Here is a 16388-nt window from a genome sequence, read left to right on the forward strand (position 1 = left end):
CTCGATGGTGTTTTGGAGATAGAACAGCGGAGCAATCTCGACGATGCCGCCGATGCTGACGACGAGCAGCGAGCCGACCAGAAGCAGCGTGGCGTTCTTCTCGAGGATATGATGTTTGTCTAGTATCGATGCCATGTCTCACCTCACTCGGCAGGCTGTGCCTGGGGCACATATGCGGTCGGAATAGCGGCTTCCGCACGCTGGTGACCCTTGATCGTCATGAACACGTTCCAGGCCATGACGAGCCCGCCCGCCAGGTAGAGCGCTCCACCCACCGTGCGCAGTACGTAGTAGGGGAACATGGCGGCGACGGTCTCGGCGAAGGAATAGACGAGGAAGCCCTGCGAATTGTATTCGCGCCACATCAGGCCCTGCTGGATACCGGCGACCCAGAGAACGGCCGCGTAGATGACGATGCCGAGCGTGGCGAGCCAGAAATGCCAGTTGACCATGCGCAGGCTGTAGAGGCGTTCGCGCCCCCAAAGCTTCGGCGTCAGGTAGTAGACTGCACCGAAGGTGATCATGCCGACCCATCCAAGCGCGCCCGAGTGAACGTGGCCGATGGTCCATTCCGTGTAGTGGCTGAGCGAGTTCACCGTCTTCACCGACATCATCGGGCCTTCGAAGGTCGACATGCCGTAGAATGCGATGGCGATGACCATCATGCGGATGATCGGATCGGTGCGGATCTTGTCCCACGCGCCCGACAGCGTCATCAGGCCGTTGATCATGCCGCCCCAAGACGGCATCCACAGCATGACCGAGAAGACCATGCCGAGCGTCTGGGCCCAGTCCGGCAGCGCGGTGTAGTGCAGGTGATGCGGGCCCGCCCAGATGTACATGAAGATCAGTGCCCAGAAGTGGATGATCGACAGGCGGTACGAATAGACAGGGCGGTTCGCCTGCTTCGGCACGAAGTAGTACATCATGCCGAGGAACCCGGCAGTCAGGAAGAAGCCGACGGCGTTATGGCCGTACCACCATTGCGTCAGCGCATCCTGGACACCCGAGAAGACCGAATAGCTCTTCGAACCCAGGAAGGAGACCGGGACTGCCAGGTTGTTCACAACATGCAGCATGGCGATCGTCACGATGAAGGCGAGATAGAACCAGTTCGCGACGTAGATGTGCGGTTCCTTGCGCTTCAGGATCGTGCCCAGATACACCGCGAGATAGGCGACCCAGACGACCGTGAGCCAGAGGTCGACGTACCATTCCGGTTCCGCATATTCGCGGCCCTGCGAGATGCCGAGAAGATAGCCGGTCGCCGCCATGATGATGAACAGCTGGTAGCCCCAGAACACGAACCAGGCCAAGCTACCGCCGAACAAGCGAGCGCGGCAGGTACGCTGGACCACATAGAACGACGTCATGATCAGCGCGTTGCCGCCGAAGGCGAAGATCACCGCCGAGGTGTGGACCGGGCGCAGGCGGCCAAAATTGAACCAGGGCGCGATGTTCAGGTCTGGACATGCCAGCTGGGCGGCGGCGACCACTCCGACGAGGAAGCCCACAACGCCCCACCCCACAGTGGCGATCAGTCCGTAGCGAATGACTTCGTCGAAGTAACCTGAGGCCTCGACCTTCGGCAACCGCCCGGCCGGCGAGAAGTCGATCCGCCGTACGAGCAGTACCGTACCAGCGGTCAGGCAAAAACAGAGGATGCCCATATGGACAGCAAAAAGATGGTCATGGGCAAGCCCTGCCCCGACCAAGGCCAGAAACGCAGCCGCCGCGACCAAGATTGTTTCAATTGTGTAATTCATGACTGAGTCCCCGTGCGCAGACGACTGGCGAACAGCCGCCTGCTCGTACTTTGAGGGTACGACTGTCATGGGGCCGACAACGGCTCCTTGATCTACATCAACGAAATCACACAAAGACGGCGAGGCCCAAGCCGTTACAAACTGTTACAAAAACGCACCAAATCGCACGCCGCGCTCATCGTGGTGTGACTCGCGCAGTTTCTATTGGGTTCACTCAACGAGGGGACACGACGATGCTGATGCAGGGCAAAAACGCTTTCACGAATGCACAACCAACCAAACACGCGGTTGCTACTCGGCCCCTTTCTTCGATCTTTCATGCCAGCGCGCTGGAATCGATCGCCGCTGGCGACGCCATCTGTTGGGAAGGCGACGATGCTACGCACCTGTTCCAGGTGGTCGAAGGTGTGGTCCGGCTTCATCGAATCATCGGTGAAGGTCGGCGGGCAATCACAGCTTTCCACTTTGCCGGTGACGTGATCGGCGCTTCCCTCATGGAGACTTTCTCCTTTACCGCCGAGGCCGTTAGCGACTGCAAGATTCGTCGCGTCTCGCGTCGCAGCTTCCAGCAGGAAGTGTCGCGTTGCGACGATATTCGTCCTGCGTATATCGAACTTCTCTGCCGCGAGAACGCAGCAGCCAACGACCAGATGGTACTCCTTTCCAAGAAGAACGCCGAGGAACGTCTCTGCAGCTTCATCATCAAGCTTGCCTCATGGCCTGGGACGCGCCGCATGAATGTTCTGAGTGTTCCGATGAACCGGCAGGACATTGCGGACTATCTCGGCCTGACCATCGAAACCGTGTCTCGGACGATAACAAAGCTTGCCGCACGCGCTGTCCTGGCCGCCGAAGGACGCCACGACCTGAAGATCATCAGCATGGACAAGCTCGTCCGGCTTTCCGGCGGGTCTGATGATTTTTCTGAGAAAACCTGCCATAGGGTCAATCTACACTGATCCAAGGAGCGGCCATGCCCCATCGTCTAATCTCGCCGCGCACCGCGTCTTCGCAGGAACTTGACGCGCTCGTGCATGTTCTTGATGGGGCGGACATCATCATACACCGGCTCGAAGGCGCGATCACCCACTGGTCAATCGGCTGCGAGAACATGTACGGGTGGACGCGCGAGGAGGCGGTCGATGAACCGATCTTCGATCTCCTCGCAACGCGCTACCCAGCACCGCGAGAGGAAATCCTGGCTCAGTTGAAGACACGCGGCTTCTGGCAGGGCGAGGTCGTCCATCGTCACAAGAACGGCCATGACGTGGACGTGGCGTCCCGGTGCGTCCTCGTGAATCTGCCAGACGGACAGATGGCCGTCATCCAGGCGAACAGCGACATTAGTGCATTGAAGAAGGCGGAACGAGCTGTCAAATCCCGCGAGGCTCATCTGAGTTCCATCCTTGAGACCGTTCCGGACGCGATGATCGTCATCGACCAAAAGGGCATCGTGATGTCCTTTAGCAAGGCGGCCGAAGAACTCTTCGGGATGAGCGCGGATCGGATCTGCGGGAAGAATGTCAGCAACCTGATGCCGAATCCCTATCGGGATGCCCACGACGGCTATATCGACCATTATCTCGATACCGGCGAGAAGCGCATTATCGGTTATGGCCGCGTCGTCACGGGCCAGCGGGCCGACGGATCTCATTTCCCGATGGAACTACATGTCGGCGAGGCAACGGCAAATGGCGAACGTATCTTCACCGGGTTCGTCCGCGATCTGACCAGCCGCCTGAAAGTCGAAGAAGATTTGCGCCAGGCGCAAAAGATGGAAGCGGTCGGCCAGTTGACCGGCGGACTGGCACACGACTTCAACAATCTCCTGACCGTCATCAGCGGTAATCTGGAGATGGTGGAGGACAAGCTACCGGAAGGCTCACTGCGCGACATGCTCCGCGAGGCGCAGGATGCCGCCGACGACGGCGCGAAGCTTACCGGACAATTGCTCGCCTTCGGGAGACGGCAACCCCTCAGCCCGAAACAGGTGGATCTCGGCGGTCTTGTGACCGGCTTTTCGGACCTTCTGCGCCGTACTCTCGGCGAGAACATCAAGCTCTCCACTATCCTCACAGGCTCGCATTTCGAAGCGCTCGTTGATGGTTCGCAGCTCCAGAACGCCATCTTGAACATCGCGCTCAATGCCCGCGACGCCATGCCGAAAGGCGGCAGCCTGACTACGGAGGTTTCGCGCGTGCGCCTGGACGCGGACTACGCGAAGATGTACCCCGAAGTTCGCAGCGGTCATTTCGTATTGATTTCAATGACGGATACCGGTTCTGGAATGTCCGAAGAAGTCAAGAAACGTGCGGTCGAACCATTCTTCACCACCAAGGACGTTGGATCCGGTACCGGTCTCGGTCTCAGTATGGTGTACGGTTTCGTCAAGCAGTCGGGCGGTCATCTCCAGATCTACAGCGAGTTGGGTCACGGCACGACCGTTCGCATCTACTTGCCCGCTCTTGCCGAACCGAAAGCCGCTCAAACGGTTGCGACGGAAGCTGCCGAGACTCCGCTACCCCGCGGGACTGAGCTCGTGCTCGTGGTCGAAGACGACCCACGAGTGAGAAAGGTGGCGGTCGCCAGGTTGAAGGACATGGGCTACGGCGTGCTAGAAGCAGACAACGGGCGCACGGCGCTGGAAGTGCTTGCGGGGCATCCCGATGTCGCCCTGCTGTTCTCCGATATCGTCATGCCCGGCGGAATGACTGGCGATGAGATGGCAACGGAAGCGATCCGACAGCGTCCCGATCTGCGTGTACTTTTCACATCCGGTTATTCGGAACCCGCCCTAGCCTCCAAGGACGTTATCCCCGGCGCCCAGTGGCTTCGCAAGCCCTACACCGCGAAGGAGCTGGCAGGAAAGATCCGCGATCTTCTTGACCGAGTTTGAGCGCGAAGGAGACACTGACTTTTTCGCCTACGCTAATTCGTTAGCCCTTTGTTAATCCTGTTGCCCCATTTTGGGGGTCGCGTGGAAGAGGATAAGCTTCCCGCGACCCAAAAGAACAGGACGCTCTCCATGCAATCCCGCTCGAATTCGACCGCCGAGGTTCCCTACGACCAGCTTGCAAGGCGCGTGGAGGTACTGGAGGAGCGAATGCGCGCCCACTTCAGCGTCATCGCAATCCTGGGAGCCGCCGTCGCGGAATCGCCAAACAAACTCTTGGAAATGCTCACTGCATATCGGGATCGCCATCTTCCAGGCGAAAACCAGCAGACTCCCCCTCTCTGGTCGGATGTTGTGGTCGCCAATGAGGTGAACGCCATCATGAACGTCATCACTGCCCAGCAAGCTGGCCTTCGTGCGATCAAAGGCGGGATCGCGTAGTCACTCAAGCCGGCGAGTTTTGATAGGAACAATCCCGCCGCTTCGCCGCGTTCGAGTAAGCGGGATTCGCGAGCGCCCAGCACTAGCGCTTCTATATTGCGGTAGGGGGCGCGACGGGGCGCTGCACGTCGTGCTGTCCTGGTGCAGCGACCACAAGCCGCTTCGGGATTACTCGTGGACGTGGAGCCAAGGCGACGGCGATCCGAGTGGACGTGAGCGGGTTAAACCCAAGTCAGAATTACAAGAAGCTTTGAACCGTCATGCATGGCCAGGTCGCGATAGGAGAGGCAAACTTGGGAAGCGAATTGATGGCTGTACTTGATCGAAAGCAAATTCCCGCGTTTGGTTTTCGCGCTGAACATCGCTCGCGAAACTGCGGAGTGAGAGGAGCCCGAGGGTCGCGTCCTCGTCTACCTTATCGAGGCATCCAATGAGGCCAAAGAAAAAGCCCTGCGAAGTGGGTTGGCCGTCCAAATCTATCAGGGCCTGCTTCACCCCTTCTATCTCAACAAAGTGGGCGCGGGTTATTCTCAACTCTTTCGTGCGAATTTGACGCTTGTCAAAGAGCGGCGGTTTTGTATCGCATAGAACACTCCTCGAGGCCAAGGTTGGCCCGGTAACACAGGAGAATGCAATGCGTTTCAATATCGGTCTGATCACTGCAACCGCGGTTCTGATCGCATCGGCTGCGCCGCTGATGGCGGCCGACCATGAAGTTCACATGCTCAACAAGGGCGCAGACGGTGTGATGGTCTTCGAACCGGGCTTCGTCAAGGTCGCCCCTGGCGACACCGTCACCTTCATCCCGACCGACAAGAGCCACAATGTGGAGACCTACAAGGGTCTGATCCCGGAAGGCGCGGCTGATTTCAAGTCCAAGCCGAGCGAACAGTACCAGGCCAAGTTCGACGTCCCCGGCGCCTACGTCGTCAAGTGCACACCGCATGCTGGAATGGGCATGGTCGCGCTGATCCAGGTGGGCGACGCTCCGGCCAATCTCGACGCAATCAAGACAGCGAAGGTACCGAACCCGGTTCGCAAGCGTCTCGACGCCGATCTCGCACAGGTCACCCAGTAAATCTTAAGGCCGATGGCGGCCTCCCCAAGGGGCCGCCCCGCCAAGGAGACATTCATGTTCAAGCATGCCTCGATCGCAGTAGTCGCCGCCCTTTTCACCGTCGGGACCGCCTACGCACATGCCACCCTCGAGCAGACGCAGGCCAACCCGGGCAAGGCCTATAAGGCCGTCGTGCGCATTGGACACGGCTGCGAAGGCAAGCCGACAATCAAGGTTCGGATCAAGGTTCCAGAGGGCCTCCTCTCCGCGAAGCCGATGCCCAAGCCGGGCTGGACGATCGAAAAGATCAAGGGATCCTATGCCAAGACGTACGAGCTCTGGGGCGAGGCTGTTAAGGACGGCACGACTGAGATCGTTTTCTCGGGCAACAGCCTGCCTGATGACGAATACGACGAGTTTGTATTCCGAGGTACGGTGGCCAAGGAACTTCCCGTCGGTACCCGCGTATACGTCCCTATCGTTCAGGAGTGCACCGATGGTGCCGCCGAACGCTGGATAGAAATCCCCGCTGCGGGAAAAACGTCTGACGATTATGAAACGCCGGCGCCGTTCTTCGACGTCGTTGAGCAGCCCCGATCCTGAAAAAGGGAATGCCGCTCATGTGGCCTATCGCACGTGCGTGGGCGGCCCTCCCCATGCAAGCAGCAGTCCTGCTGGTCCTGCTGCTTTCAGCCCTTGTCCCAGCCTACGCATACGCTCACGCGGTGCTCCTCAACTCCTCTCCCGCAAACAATCAGATAGTGAACGAGGCGCCAGCGGAGATCCAGCTCCACTTCAACGAGCCCGTCAAAATTGTCCGCGCGAGTGCCCGGCTCGCTAACGACAAAAGCGTTGACCTCGAGTCTTCGGGCAGAGGCGCGGACATATCGCTTCGCCTTCCCTCGCTTGCCCGCGGTACCGTGATCGCCAGCTATCGCGTCGTGTCGGAGGATGGTCATCCCGTCGGGGGCGCCGTTGTTTTCCACGTCGGAGCGGCTTCAGCGGCTCCCGCCGGCCCGTCTGAAACACCTTCGGTCGTCCTTGGTGCGGTCATCTGGTTCGTTCACGTCGCATCAATCCTCCTTGTCGCGCACGTCGTCGGCGGAAGGCTGTTCTCCGCGCTCTTCAATCCGTCGGACGTTCGCGCGAAGAGACCACTGACGATGATCTCAGTGGGATCCGTTCTTCTTGCTTCGGGTCTCTATCTCCAGGGACTCGACGAGATTGGCGTGGGCTTCACGTTCGCCGGGGCAACGCCGCTGTCGACCGCCATTGGGGGCAATGTTGCAGTTGCCAACGGATTGTTTTTGATTACCCTCATTCTTGCCATTCTGCCGCCATTCAGAACCCGGTCGCTCACTGTGTCGACTGCAGTAATCGCCATGACGATCGCGTCGGCAGCATTCACATTCACCGGGCACAGCGCACTTGCCACCCCTCCGTGGCTGGCGAAGACCTGCATCTTTTTCCACGGCGGAATACTTCTGTTCTGGATCGGGAGTCTGCCGCCGCTCTGGCGTTTAAGCCGCCATCCCTCTCGGCAGATGTCCCTGAAAGCCTTTTCCGCAGCAATACCAGCTCCGTTCGTCGCGATGTTGGTCGCTGGCCTTACTCTTGCTGCCCTTGAGCTTCCCGACCTGGGTTCGATACTGGATTCGATTTACGGCCGCGTGCTTGTCGTCAAGATCGGCCTGGTAGCGTTGCTGTGCTTTCTCGCGGCCTATAACCGGTTCTGGCTTACCGCCCCGGCCATACAGGGGGACGTCGCGGCCCGCGGGCGACTTCGGACCAGCATATCGGCAGAAATCGTGCTTGCTGTCGCCATTGTAGGCACCGCCTCTCTATGGCGCTTCGCAGGCCCTGACCAGTTCCAGTACGCTCCTCTGCACCCTGTCTCGATCCACATTCATACCGACAGGGCGATGGCCGAGTTCGAATTGAAGCCGAAATCTCATGACGCCGCGAGCGTGCATGTCACGATCCTCGCATCTGACTTCGCACCGATGCATCCTAAGGCCGTCACACTACGGCTTTGGAACCCCGCTGCAGGTGTCGAACCGATAAAGTACGAGCTAGCTGAATCCAAGGATGGCGGATGGGAAACTGAGGATGTCCCCTTCCGAGCCCCCGACGGATGGAAGGTCGACGTGCAGGTCCTGATAGACGATTTCACTACCGCGCATCTCGAAGCTGATCTAGACGAGGGCGTAGAAGCAGCGGACTCCAATGATGCGGGCGCAGATCCTGAATTTCCCAAGGCTGAAGCTTCATCGACGGCCTATGAAAGATAGGTCGGGCGAAATGGATAACTATTTGCTTTTTGTGCTTTCCGTTCTCGACAATGGCGACGAGCGAACCTTCGTGACGGACGAGGTTCGGCTCGTAGGCGACAACCTTGTGGCGCTCCTGGGCGAGACGGCGCAGTCCTTCAAAATGGGCGATGTCGTGGACCTCGCCCTCGTTGACCTCGCCGCGGTCCACTGTCGAAGCGAACCTCCCCGATCAAGTCGAGACCAACCGCCATCAGACCCGTGATCGCACGCGCGGTTATCGCCGTAGCTGCCTCCCCCCGCGGTAAGTTCTGCAGCTCGAGGTGGGCTTTGCGACCGTTGGGCAGGCGAGCTCCACTCTGACCGTGTCGGACCGACCAGTGCACTGAGTGCCGAAGTCCGCCGAATTGCCCCTGCTTTCGGCGCAGGTCAAAGCGGGCTGTAGCTCAAATCGTTAGCAGGCGGCGGCGTTAGCCGGACGCGCCAGTGTTGCGACTGCGGTGAAATAAAAGGGCTACGCAGGTGATCTTGCACATCGGTTCCGGATCCTTTGAAGACTTCCTCTCATCATGAAGGGAGACGCCGGCGGCTGCTTGCGCCGGCGCAATGAAGAGACATTTGTGAGCGCGCTTCAACTTTTGCCGGAATAGACCGAGCGCTTCGTCAAATAAATGAGGCCGGAGAAAATTATCAGGAATACCATTACCATTAAGCCAGTTCGCTTACGCTCCTCGAGATGCGGTTCGGCAGCCCACATGAGGAAGGCGGACACATCACGAGCGTACTGGTCGACCGTCTGGGGCGATCCGTCGTCGTACGTGACCTGATCGTCGGAGATCGGCTTTGGCATGGCGAGTGCTGCCGCGTGAGCGAAATAGGGATTGTAGTTTGTCCCGTCCGCAATTTCGAGGCCCGCCGGAGGCGTTTCGTCATATCCCGTCAGTAGCGAGTAGATGTAGTCAGGCCCCCCTTCCTGATATCCGCCGACGCCCGGTAACATGTCGATAACAAACTGTGGGAAGCCGCGAGTAATGCCTCGCGCCTTGGCAATCAGCGAAAAGTCGGGCGGAGGAGCACCGTTGTTAGCAGCGGCGGCGGCCTCGGTGTTCGCAAATGGTGAAGGGAAGTGGTCGGAGGGTACCGCTTTGCGGGTGAACATCTCACCGTTGGCATCCGGGCCGTCCTGCATCTCGTAATTCGCAGCGAAAGCCTTTACCTGCTCGTCGTTGTAGCCCAGATCCGCGAGCGAGCGAAAGGGCACCATCTTCATTGAGTGGCAGGCAGAACAGACTTCGGTGTAGACCTTCAAACCGCGCTGGAGTTGAGCCTTGTCGTAGTGACCCGTGAAGCCCGCAAACGACCAATCGATCTCTTTTGGATGCCTCAGGGGATAATGCGGTGTCGTCCCTTCCGCATGAAGCGCGGCCGGTTGGTGGGGCGCCTCTTCGGAGCGGACGGATTGCGCGAGCAGCGCCACGGCCGCGGTGACGATCGCCGAAATCAATTTGATCATGTGTCAGTTCCTGTCAAACGCCTGATGGTTCGCAGCCTTAGCCGAGGCAGTCTTGTTGCGCTTTTCAAGCACGGCTTCCGTGATCGAGTTCGGCACACGGCGCGGCGTCTCGACGAGACCCAGCACCGGCATGACGACCAGGAAGAAGGCGAAGTAAAGCAGCGTACAGATCTGCGAGATCGTGGTGTAAAGGCCTTCCGCCGGCTGCGAACCGAGCCAGCCGAGGATGATCGCGTTGATCACGAACAGCCAGTAAGCCATCTTGTACCACGGACGATAAACCGCCGAACGAACCTTCGAGGTGTCGAGCCACGGCAGGAAGAACAGCACGATGATCGCACCGAACATCACGAGAACGCCTGCAAGCTTCGAGTCGATCGGGCCGACGTTGAAGGTGATCGAGCGCAGCATCGCGTAGAACGGCAGGAAGTACCATTCCGGAACGATGTGAGCCGGCGTCTTCAACGGGTCAGCCGGGATGTAGTTGTCGGCGTGACCGAGGAAGTTCGGCAGGTAGAAGACGAAGTAGGCATAGACGAGCAGGAAGATCGAAACGCCGAGCGCATCCTTGAGCGTTGCGTAAGGCGTGAAACGAACCGTGTCCGTCTTCGTCTTGACTTCGACGCCCGTCGGGTTCGTCTGGCCGGTAACGTGCAGCGCCCAGATGTGCAGGACGACGACGCCGGCAATGACGAACGGCAGCAGGTAGTGCAGCGAGAAGAAGCGGTTCAGCGTCGGATTGTCGACGGCAAAGCCGCCGAGCAGAAACTGCTGCACCCATTCACCGACCAGCGGGAATGCCGAGAAGAAGCCGGTGATAACCGTTGCACCCCAGAAGGACATCTGACCCCAGGGCAGAACGTAGCCCATGAAGCCGGTCGCCATCATCAGGAGATAGATGAGAACGCCGAGGATCCAGAGGATTTCGCGCGGTGCCTTGTACGAGCCGTAGTAAAGGCCGCGGGCAATGTGGAGATAGACGGCAACGAAGAAGAAGGACGCGCCGTTGGCATGCATGTAGCGCAGCAGCCAACCGTGGTTGACGTCGCGCATGATCTTTTCGACCGAGTTGAATGCAACCGTCGTTTCGGCTGCATAGTGCATCGCGAGCACGACGCCGGTCAGGATCTGAACGATCAGCATGACCGACAGCATGGCGCCGAAGGTGTAGGCATAGTTCAGGTTACGCGGAACCGGGTAGGCGACGAAGCTGTCATAGACGAGACGAGGCAGCGGCAGGCGTGCATCGATCCACTTCTCAAGGCCGGTTGATGGCTGATATTCGGATTCACCACTCATCGTCCTGCTCCGATCATCCAATCTTGACGACGCCATCGCTGACGAACTCGTGCGGCGGGATGGGAAGGTTCTCAGGAGCCGGCCCCTTGCGGATGCGGCCGGCCGTGTCGTAGACCGAGCCATGGCAAGGGCAGAACCAACCGTTGTATTCGCCGGCCTGACCGAGCGGGACACAGCCGAGATGTGTGCATGAGCCAATCATGACGATCCAGTTTTCTTTGCCCTCCCCTGCAGACCTATCGGCCCCCGTGGCCTGGGCATCGGCGGGAAGATTGGCGTTGCGCGCGACCGGATCCTTGAGATCTGTTAGGGGCGTTTCCGCAGCCGCTTTCACCTCCTCCGGCGTGCGATTGCGGATGAACACGGGCTTGCCTCGCCACTTGGCTGTCAGTGACATCCCAGGTTCCAAGCTGGAGACGTCGACCTCAATCGACGCTAGCGCCAGCGTCGACGCATCGGGGCGCATCTGGTCGACGAACGGCCAGGCGACGGTCGCCGCTCCGACAGCCCCCGCCATGCCGGTTGTCAGGTAGAGAAAATCACGGCGGGTCGGCCCACCTGTCTCGTCTTCCTCGCTGCCAGTCATTACGCATATTTCCTTCGAATTATGTTGCACATGACCGGCCCAAGGCTGGAACGGCCAGCCGGTTCTCTACGATCAACTTCGTCAAGCCTGTTTGCGCTAGATCAATGACGCCGTCGTGTTTGACTATGCGCACGGAGCGATCCGGCCGTATTCGCCGGGAGCGATCGGAACGATAGCGACTACGGCTCCATTCTCGGTAGCGGTCTCGAATCGCGAGGCGCCCTCACATTCGCGATGTGGGACGATCCTAACTCCGTGCACAGGGGCCGCGGAGATCGCGGCCTCCAGGTTTGGCAGTAGCTAGCCGGCGGTCTCCCTTACCAGGGTCTGCCCCGATCGAACGTTGAAGAAAAAGCGGGTTGTGCAGTCGACCGACATTGAAGCTGCTCTTCTCGAGGTTTTTGCTTTCCCGTCATCCACCAACAGACGTCGCTGCGTGCTTTGATCTGAACCAGCGTGCCGCGGCGCTCGTCAGGCGGTCAAATTTCTGTAGATCGCGGGAAGCGCGCTGGGCAGCTTGGCGATGTTCGAGACCAGCGCGTATCCCTGGCGGCCGAAGATGGCAGGCAGATAGTCCTCCGCGTAACGGTCGACCGTAACGGCGAACACCGCCTGACCGCGGGCGCGCGCTTCGATAACGGCGCGCCTGCAGTCCTCAAGGGCGAACCGTCCTTCATAGTTATCGACGTCGTTCGGTTTGCCGTCGGTTAGGATCATCAGCAACTTCTTGCGGGTCGGCTGCTTGTCGAGCTGTCTCGAAACGTGGCGGATGGCGGCGCCCATTCGGGTGTAGTAGCCTGGCTTCAGGCTTCCGATGCGGCGGGCGGTCGTGGCGGTAAACTTCTCGTCGAAACGCTTGATAGTCTCTATGCGGACCCAGTCGCGGCGGCGCGAGGTGAAGGTCTCCACTGAGAACCGGTCTCCGCAGGCGTCAAGACCGCGGGCCAATACATCAAGAGCCTGCATCTCCACGTCGAGCACCCGGCGATTGTCTACCCATGAGTCGGTCGACAGGGAGACGTCGACGAGTATCGATGTCGCGAGCTCGTGCGTGGCAGGACGCGCGCTTTCGTAGATGTGGTCGCTCGGCTGCCCTGTGACCAAAAGGTCGATACGCGAACGGATGACGGCATCCATGTCCAGGTCGTTACCGTCCAATTGGGCGCGCCGGACTTCCCTTTTGGGGCGAAGGGTTTCGAATTGTTTTCTGATCTTGCGCACCACCGAATGGTCGGTAGTCAGCGCTCCTGCAGCGGCGCTCTCTGCGGTTCTCACCAAGACGCGGCAATGATCCTCGAGATACTCATTTTTCCTGAAGTTCCATTCCGGATAAACAAATTCCGCCTCAATCCGCGAGGTGTCCGCAGCCTCTGGCGATAGGTCCAGATCGAAATGGAACTTGGACTTCGGCTTCTCCTTCGTCTGGCTCAGCACCACGTCGTCAAGCTCTTCGGCAGCCGAAGGTTCGTCATCTTCACGATCGTCAGTCGGCCGATCGACGTTGACCATCTCGGCCATCGCCAAGATTTTTTCGAACCTGTTCAGAATGAAGGGATCGCGCTTGCGATCGTCGGAGTCCTTCTGCCGCTTGGCCTCGTGTGTGTTCTTCTCGCCGCCTTCGCGTTCAGCGGCGTCCGATGGGAGATCGTAGCGTTCAACGGCCTTTAGCTCGGCCTTTCCGTGAAAGTCTGGCCAAAGCGGAATGGAGAGCATGGGAAGATAGCCTGGAGGGGCGCCGCGGACGCTTGGTCTTGCCTCCTCGGGAAGTTCGTATTCGATCGGGAAGGAAAGAGCGGTCATGGCAAACGTTTCGACGCCGGCCTCGACAAACGGGAGTTTTCCTCGACGGCGGCATGCCGATAGGGCATGCGCGAGCCGGACGTATCGGACGGCCATCCCTGGAAACGTTCGGACGACCTGCCTGCTGTTCCGCCTCCCTGCATCTATGCGCGCCAAGTCCGCCATCGCCGGGTCGTTAGGAATCGTCTCGGTGATCGCGACCGCAACATAGCTGGCCAGCCAGAAATAGAGGTCTCGATTGAGTTCGCTGTCATTGAAGACGTCAATGACAGCCGGAAGATGCAGGGCGGAATCGTCCCACGTAGGATGATCGGTGCGCTCCTCGCCAAGGCCTACGACTTGCCGCAGCTTCAGCCGATGAGAACTTGTCTTCTGCCGGGATTTCTGGATCTGAAGAGTTGCTTCGCCGCCGAACGCGCGGAAGCAGACAGAGAGCTGCGGCCTGACGTCCGCGAGACGCACAGCCTTGTCAGGATGGTGCGGCCAGGAGCTCGTCTCCCCGACGATGCGGTGCCAGGCTCGGCCAACGGTCTCTTCGAGTTCCAGAAATTCCAGCATGATCAGATCCTATGCAAACGTCGCCTTGGCCACTTCCAGAAGTGCGGCCTTCACGTCCGCCTCGTCCGTAAGCGGCTCCACAATGGCGGCGCGAACGGCGTCGGCGACCGGCATTCCGGCGTCGATCAAAGTCGCGCAGTAGATGAGAAGGCGGGTCGAGACGCCCTCTTCGATGTCTTGTCCCTTCAGTGCGCGTAGCCGCCGCGCGAGATCGACCAGCGGCGCGACATTGTCTTCCGAAAGACCGCTTTCGATGGCAACGGTGGCGATCTCCTTGTCCCGAGGGAGGAAGTCGAACTCGATCGAGACGAATCTCTGTCGCGTGCTAGGCTTCAGAGCCTTCATCATGTTCTGATAGCCGGGATTGTAGGAGACGACGACCATGAAAGCCGGCTGCGCTTCCAGGATCTCACCCGTCCGTTCCAGAGGAAGGATTCGGCGGTCGTCCGTGAGAGGATGGAGAACGACGGCGACGTCCTTTCGCGCCTCGACGATCTCGTCGAGGTAGCAAATTCCACCGTTTCGGACCGCCTTTGTCAGCGGACCGTCGACCCAGACCGTCTCTCCACCCTTCAGGAGATAGCGACCCGTAAGATCAGCCGCGGTAAGGTCGTCGTGGCAGGAGACCGTCGACACTGGAAGCCCCAGCTTTGCTGCCATGTGCTGGACGAAGCGGGTTTTGCCGCAGCCGGTCGGCCCTTTCAAAAGCACCGGCAATTGCCGGGTCCATGCGCTCTCGAAAAGAGCGCACTCGTTGCCCTGCGGCGAGTAGTGTGGAATCTCCGATTTCGGCGTCAGCGGAAAGTTCAGAGCTATTGTCATTTCCAGTCTCCTGTGGGGGAAGGCCCGCCTATTCGGCGGGCTGAGCTGCGATGTTTGGAACGCGGGTGCGGCCTGGAACCAGCACCGACCAGATGAACATGATCGCGCTGATGAAGACGAAGGCTCCCGAGCCAAGTCTGATCCAGTAGAACAGGGCGAGTTGGTCCTGGACGTCCATGTAGGCTTCGCCCAGCACGCGCTGCAGATGAACCTGGATGACGCCCGCGAACGTCAGTGCGAATGTCATGACCGACATGGCGCCGCACATGATCCAGAAACTGCTGATCGAGAGCCACTGATTGTAGGGCGCGCGACCGCGGATCTGGGGAATGGCGTAGGCCATCGCGGCGAGGTTCAGCATGACGTAGGCACCGAAGAAGGCGAGATGGCCATGAGCTGCGGTAACCTGCGTGCCGTGGGTGTAGTAGTTCACCGACGACAGCGTATGCAGGAAGCCCCAGACGCCAGCGCCGAAGAACGCCATGACCGAGCAACCGATCGACCAGAGAATGGCGGCCTTGTTCTCATGCTTACGGCCGGCGCGCCAGGTCATGACGAATGTAAAGACGACCATGGTGAAGAATGGCGCGACTTCCAGTGTGGAGAAGAGCGAGCCGATCCATTGCCAGTAGCCAGGAGCGCCAATCCAGTAGAAGTGGTGGCCCGTGCCGAGAATGCCTGAAAACAGGGCGAGACCGACGATGACATAGAGCCACTTTTCGATGACTTCGCGATCGATGCCGTTCAGCTTGATCATCAGGTAGGCCAAAACGGACGCCATGATCAGTTCCCACACGCCCTCGACCCAGAGATGGACGACGTACCACCAGTACATCTTGTCCAGCGCGAGGTTGACCGGATTGTAGAAGGCGAACAGGAAGAAGATCGCCACGCCCCAAAGCCCGAAGAGCAGGATGTTGGTGATCGTCGTCTTGCGGCCCTTGAGCGCGGTCATGGTGATGTTGAACAGGAACATCAGCGCGACGATTACGATGCCGACCTTAATAGCGAACGGCTGTTCGAGGAATTCGCGGCCTTCATGGATGTGGAATAGGTAGCCGACGACGGCGACTGCTGCCGCCACCAAAAAGATCCAGAACTGAGCGATCGCGAGCTTCGGGCTGTAGAGTTCGGTCTCGCACTCCTCCGGAATAAGGAAGTATGTCGTCCCCATGAAGCCCATCAAAAGCCAGACGATCAGTGCGTTCGTATGGATCATGCGGACGATGTTGAAGGGAAGGACGACGGAAAGTGTGTTCGGAAGCACGTAGATCGTGCCCGCGATGACGCCGAAAAGTAGCTGCGCCATGAAAAGGCCGAGTGCTCCATAGAAGTAGAGCATGGCCACGCTTTGAGTCTTGTATTTCATCTTGATTGTCCCTC

The 16388-nt window shown here is 59.3% G+C and carries 15 protein-coding genes; 7 read left to right on the forward strand and 8 right to left on the reverse strand.

The genetic code is table 11. The features are described 5' to 3' along the window. The coding region (locus QTL94_RS23975) for a cbb3-type cytochrome c oxidase subunit II (RefSeq protein WP_289803278.1) at positions 1–135 on the reverse strand (135 nt) is incomplete at its 3' end. Positions 136–143: 8 nt separating this feature from the next. Beyond that, positions 144–1766 (reverse strand): cytochrome-c oxidase, cbb3-type subunit I, encoded by a 1623-nt coding sequence (gene ccoN / locus QTL94_RS23980; protein ID WP_289803271.1) that lies wholly within the window; start codon positions 1764–1766, stop codon positions 144–146. A 233-nt stretch (positions 1767–1999) separates the two neighbouring features. Here ccoN and QTL94_RS23985 point away from each other — a divergent pair, with 233 nt between their 5' ends. From QTL94_RS23985 to QTL94_RS24015, 7 genes are all read left to right on the forward strand, one after another. Continuing rightward, positions 2000–2725 carry a cyclic nucleotide-binding domain-containing protein gene (locus tag QTL94_RS23985; protein WP_065691370.1) on the forward strand — a complete coding sequence of 242 codons (726 nt, stop codon included), beginning with the start codon at positions 2000–2002 and terminating at the stop codon, positions 2723–2725. Between the two features lie 14 nt (positions 2726–2739). Further along, positions 2740–4662: a hybrid sensor histidine kinase/response regulator gene (locus QTL94_RS23990; protein ID WP_065691369.1), complete on the forward strand. Its 1923-nt coding sequence runs from the start codon at positions 2740–2742 to the stop codon at positions 4660–4662. Between the two features lie 129 nt (positions 4663–4791). Beyond that, the gene (locus QTL94_RS23995) at positions 4792–5100 is read left to right on the forward strand and encodes a hypothetical protein (protein ID WP_065691368.1); all 309 of its coding nucleotides are present in this window, start codon (positions 4792–4794) and stop codon (positions 5098–5100) included. Between the two features lie 634 nt (positions 5101–5734). Beyond that, positions 5735–6178, forward strand: coding sequence for a pseudoazurin (locus tag QTL94_RS24000; protein ID WP_065691366.1), 444 nt, complete (start codon positions 5735–5737; stop codon positions 6176–6178). A gap of 54 nt (positions 6179–6232) precedes the next feature. Next, positions 6233–6760, forward strand: a complete 528-nt coding sequence (locus tag QTL94_RS24005; RefSeq protein WP_065691365.1) for a YcnI family copper-binding membrane protein — start codon at positions 6233–6235, stop codon at positions 6758–6760. Between the two features lie 53 nt (positions 6761–6813). Further along, on the forward strand, positions 6814–8448 hold the full coding sequence (locus tag QTL94_RS24010) for a copper resistance CopC/CopD family protein (protein ID WP_141683940.1): 1635 nt from the start codon (positions 6814–6816) through the stop codon (positions 8446–8448). Positions 8449–8458: 10 nt separating this feature from the next. Then, on the forward strand, positions 8459–8692 hold the full coding sequence (locus QTL94_RS24015; RefSeq protein ID WP_065691364.1) for a hypothetical protein: 234 nt from the start codon (positions 8459–8461) through the stop codon (positions 8690–8692). 366 nt (positions 8693–9058) lie between these two features. Here the strand turns inward: QTL94_RS24015 and QTL94_RS24020 are convergent, their stop codons facing one another. The 6 genes from QTL94_RS24020 to QTL94_RS24045 all read right to left on the reverse strand — a co-directional run bounded on the left by QTL94_RS24020 (position 9059) and on the right by QTL94_RS24045 (position 16374). Further along, positions 9059–9940: a cytochrome c1 gene (locus QTL94_RS24020; protein ID WP_065691363.1), complete on the reverse strand. Its 882-nt coding sequence runs from the start codon at positions 9938–9940 to the stop codon at positions 9059–9061. A 3-nt stretch (positions 9941–9943) separates the two neighbouring features. Beyond that, entirely contained in the window at positions 9944–11239 is a 1296-nt protein-coding gene (locus QTL94_RS24025) for a cytochrome b (RefSeq protein WP_289803272.1), read from the reverse strand. A 13-nt stretch (positions 11240–11252) separates the two neighbouring features. Next, on the reverse strand, positions 11253–11825 hold the full coding sequence (gene petA, locus QTL94_RS24030; RefSeq protein ID WP_065692419.1) for a ubiquinol-cytochrome c reductase iron-sulfur subunit: 573 nt from the start codon (positions 11823–11825) through the stop codon (positions 11253–11255). A 471-nt stretch (positions 11826–12296) separates the two neighbouring features. After that, positions 12297–14183: a nitric oxide reductase activation protein NorD gene (locus QTL94_RS24035; RefSeq protein WP_065692418.1), complete on the reverse strand. Its 1887-nt coding sequence runs from the start codon at positions 14181–14183 to the stop codon at positions 12297–12299. Between the two features lie 9 nt (positions 14184–14192). Continuing rightward, a complete protein-coding gene (locus QTL94_RS24040) occupies positions 14193–15005 on the reverse strand; it encodes a CbbQ/NirQ/NorQ/GpvN family protein (RefSeq protein WP_065692417.1) in 813 nt (270 codons plus the stop codon). A gap of 28 nt (positions 15006–15033) precedes the next feature. Then, positions 15034–16374, reverse strand: a complete 1341-nt coding sequence (locus QTL94_RS24045) for a cbb3-type cytochrome c oxidase subunit I (RefSeq protein ID WP_065692416.1) — start codon at positions 16372–16374, stop codon at positions 15034–15036. Positions 16375–16388: the final 14 nt, after the last annotated feature.

It is taken from the genome of Rhizobium sp. S96, assembly GCF_030382195.1.
Classification (GTDB): Bacteria; Pseudomonadota; Alphaproteobacteria; order Rhizobiales; family Rhizobiaceae; genus Rhizobium.

Bases quoted from the DNA above. Each gene is read 5' to 3' on its own strand.
- ccoN (WP_289803271.1), bottom strand. From the start codon at position 1,766: ATGAATTACACAATTGAAACAATCTTGGTCGCGGCGGCTGCGTTTCTG.
- QTL94_RS23985 (WP_065691370.1), top strand. From the start codon at position 2,000: ATGCTGATGCAGGGCAAAAACGCTTTCACGAATGCACAACCAACCAAA.
- QTL94_RS23990 (WP_065691369.1), top strand. From the start codon at position 2,740: ATGCCCCATCGTCTAATCTCGCCGCGCACCGCGTCTTCGCAGGAACTT.
- QTL94_RS23995 (WP_065691368.1), top strand. From the start codon at position 4,792: ATGCAATCCCGCTCGAATTCGACCGCCGAGGTTCCCTACGACCAGCTT.
- QTL94_RS24000 (WP_065691366.1), top strand. From the start codon at position 5,735: ATGCGTTTCAATATCGGTCTGATCACTGCAACCGCGGTTCTGATCGCA.
- QTL94_RS24005 (WP_065691365.1), top strand. From the start codon at position 6,233: ATGTTCAAGCATGCCTCGATCGCAGTAGTCGCCGCCCTTTTCACCGTC.
- QTL94_RS24010 (WP_141683940.1), top strand. From the start codon at position 6,814: ATGCAAGCAGCAGTCCTGCTGGTCCTGCTGCTTTCAGCCCTTGTCCCA.
- QTL94_RS24015 (WP_065691364.1), top strand. From the start codon at position 8,459: ATGGATAACTATTTGCTTTTTGTGCTTTCCGTTCTCGACAATGGCGAC.
- QTL94_RS24020 (WP_065691363.1), bottom strand. From the start codon at position 9,940: ATGATCAAATTGATTTCGGCGATCGTCACCGCGGCCGTGGCGCTGCTC.
- QTL94_RS24025 (WP_289803272.1), bottom strand. From the start codon at position 11,239: ATGAGTGGTGAATCCGAATATCAGCCATCAACCGGCCTTGAGAAGTGG.
- petA (WP_065692419.1), bottom strand. From the start codon at position 11,825: ATGACTGGCAGCGAGGAAGACGAGACAGGTGGGCCGACCCGCCGTGAT.
- QTL94_RS24035 (WP_065692418.1), bottom strand. From the start codon at position 14,183: ATGCTGGAATTTCTGGAACTCGAAGAGACCGTTGGCCGAGCCTGGCAC.
- QTL94_RS24040 (WP_065692417.1), bottom strand. From the start codon at position 15,005: ATGACAATAGCTCTGAACTTTCCGCTGACGCCGAAATCGGAGATTCCA.
- QTL94_RS24045 (WP_065692416.1), bottom strand. From the start codon at position 16,374: ATGAAATACAAGACTCAAAGCGTGGCCATGCTCTACTTCTATGGAGCA.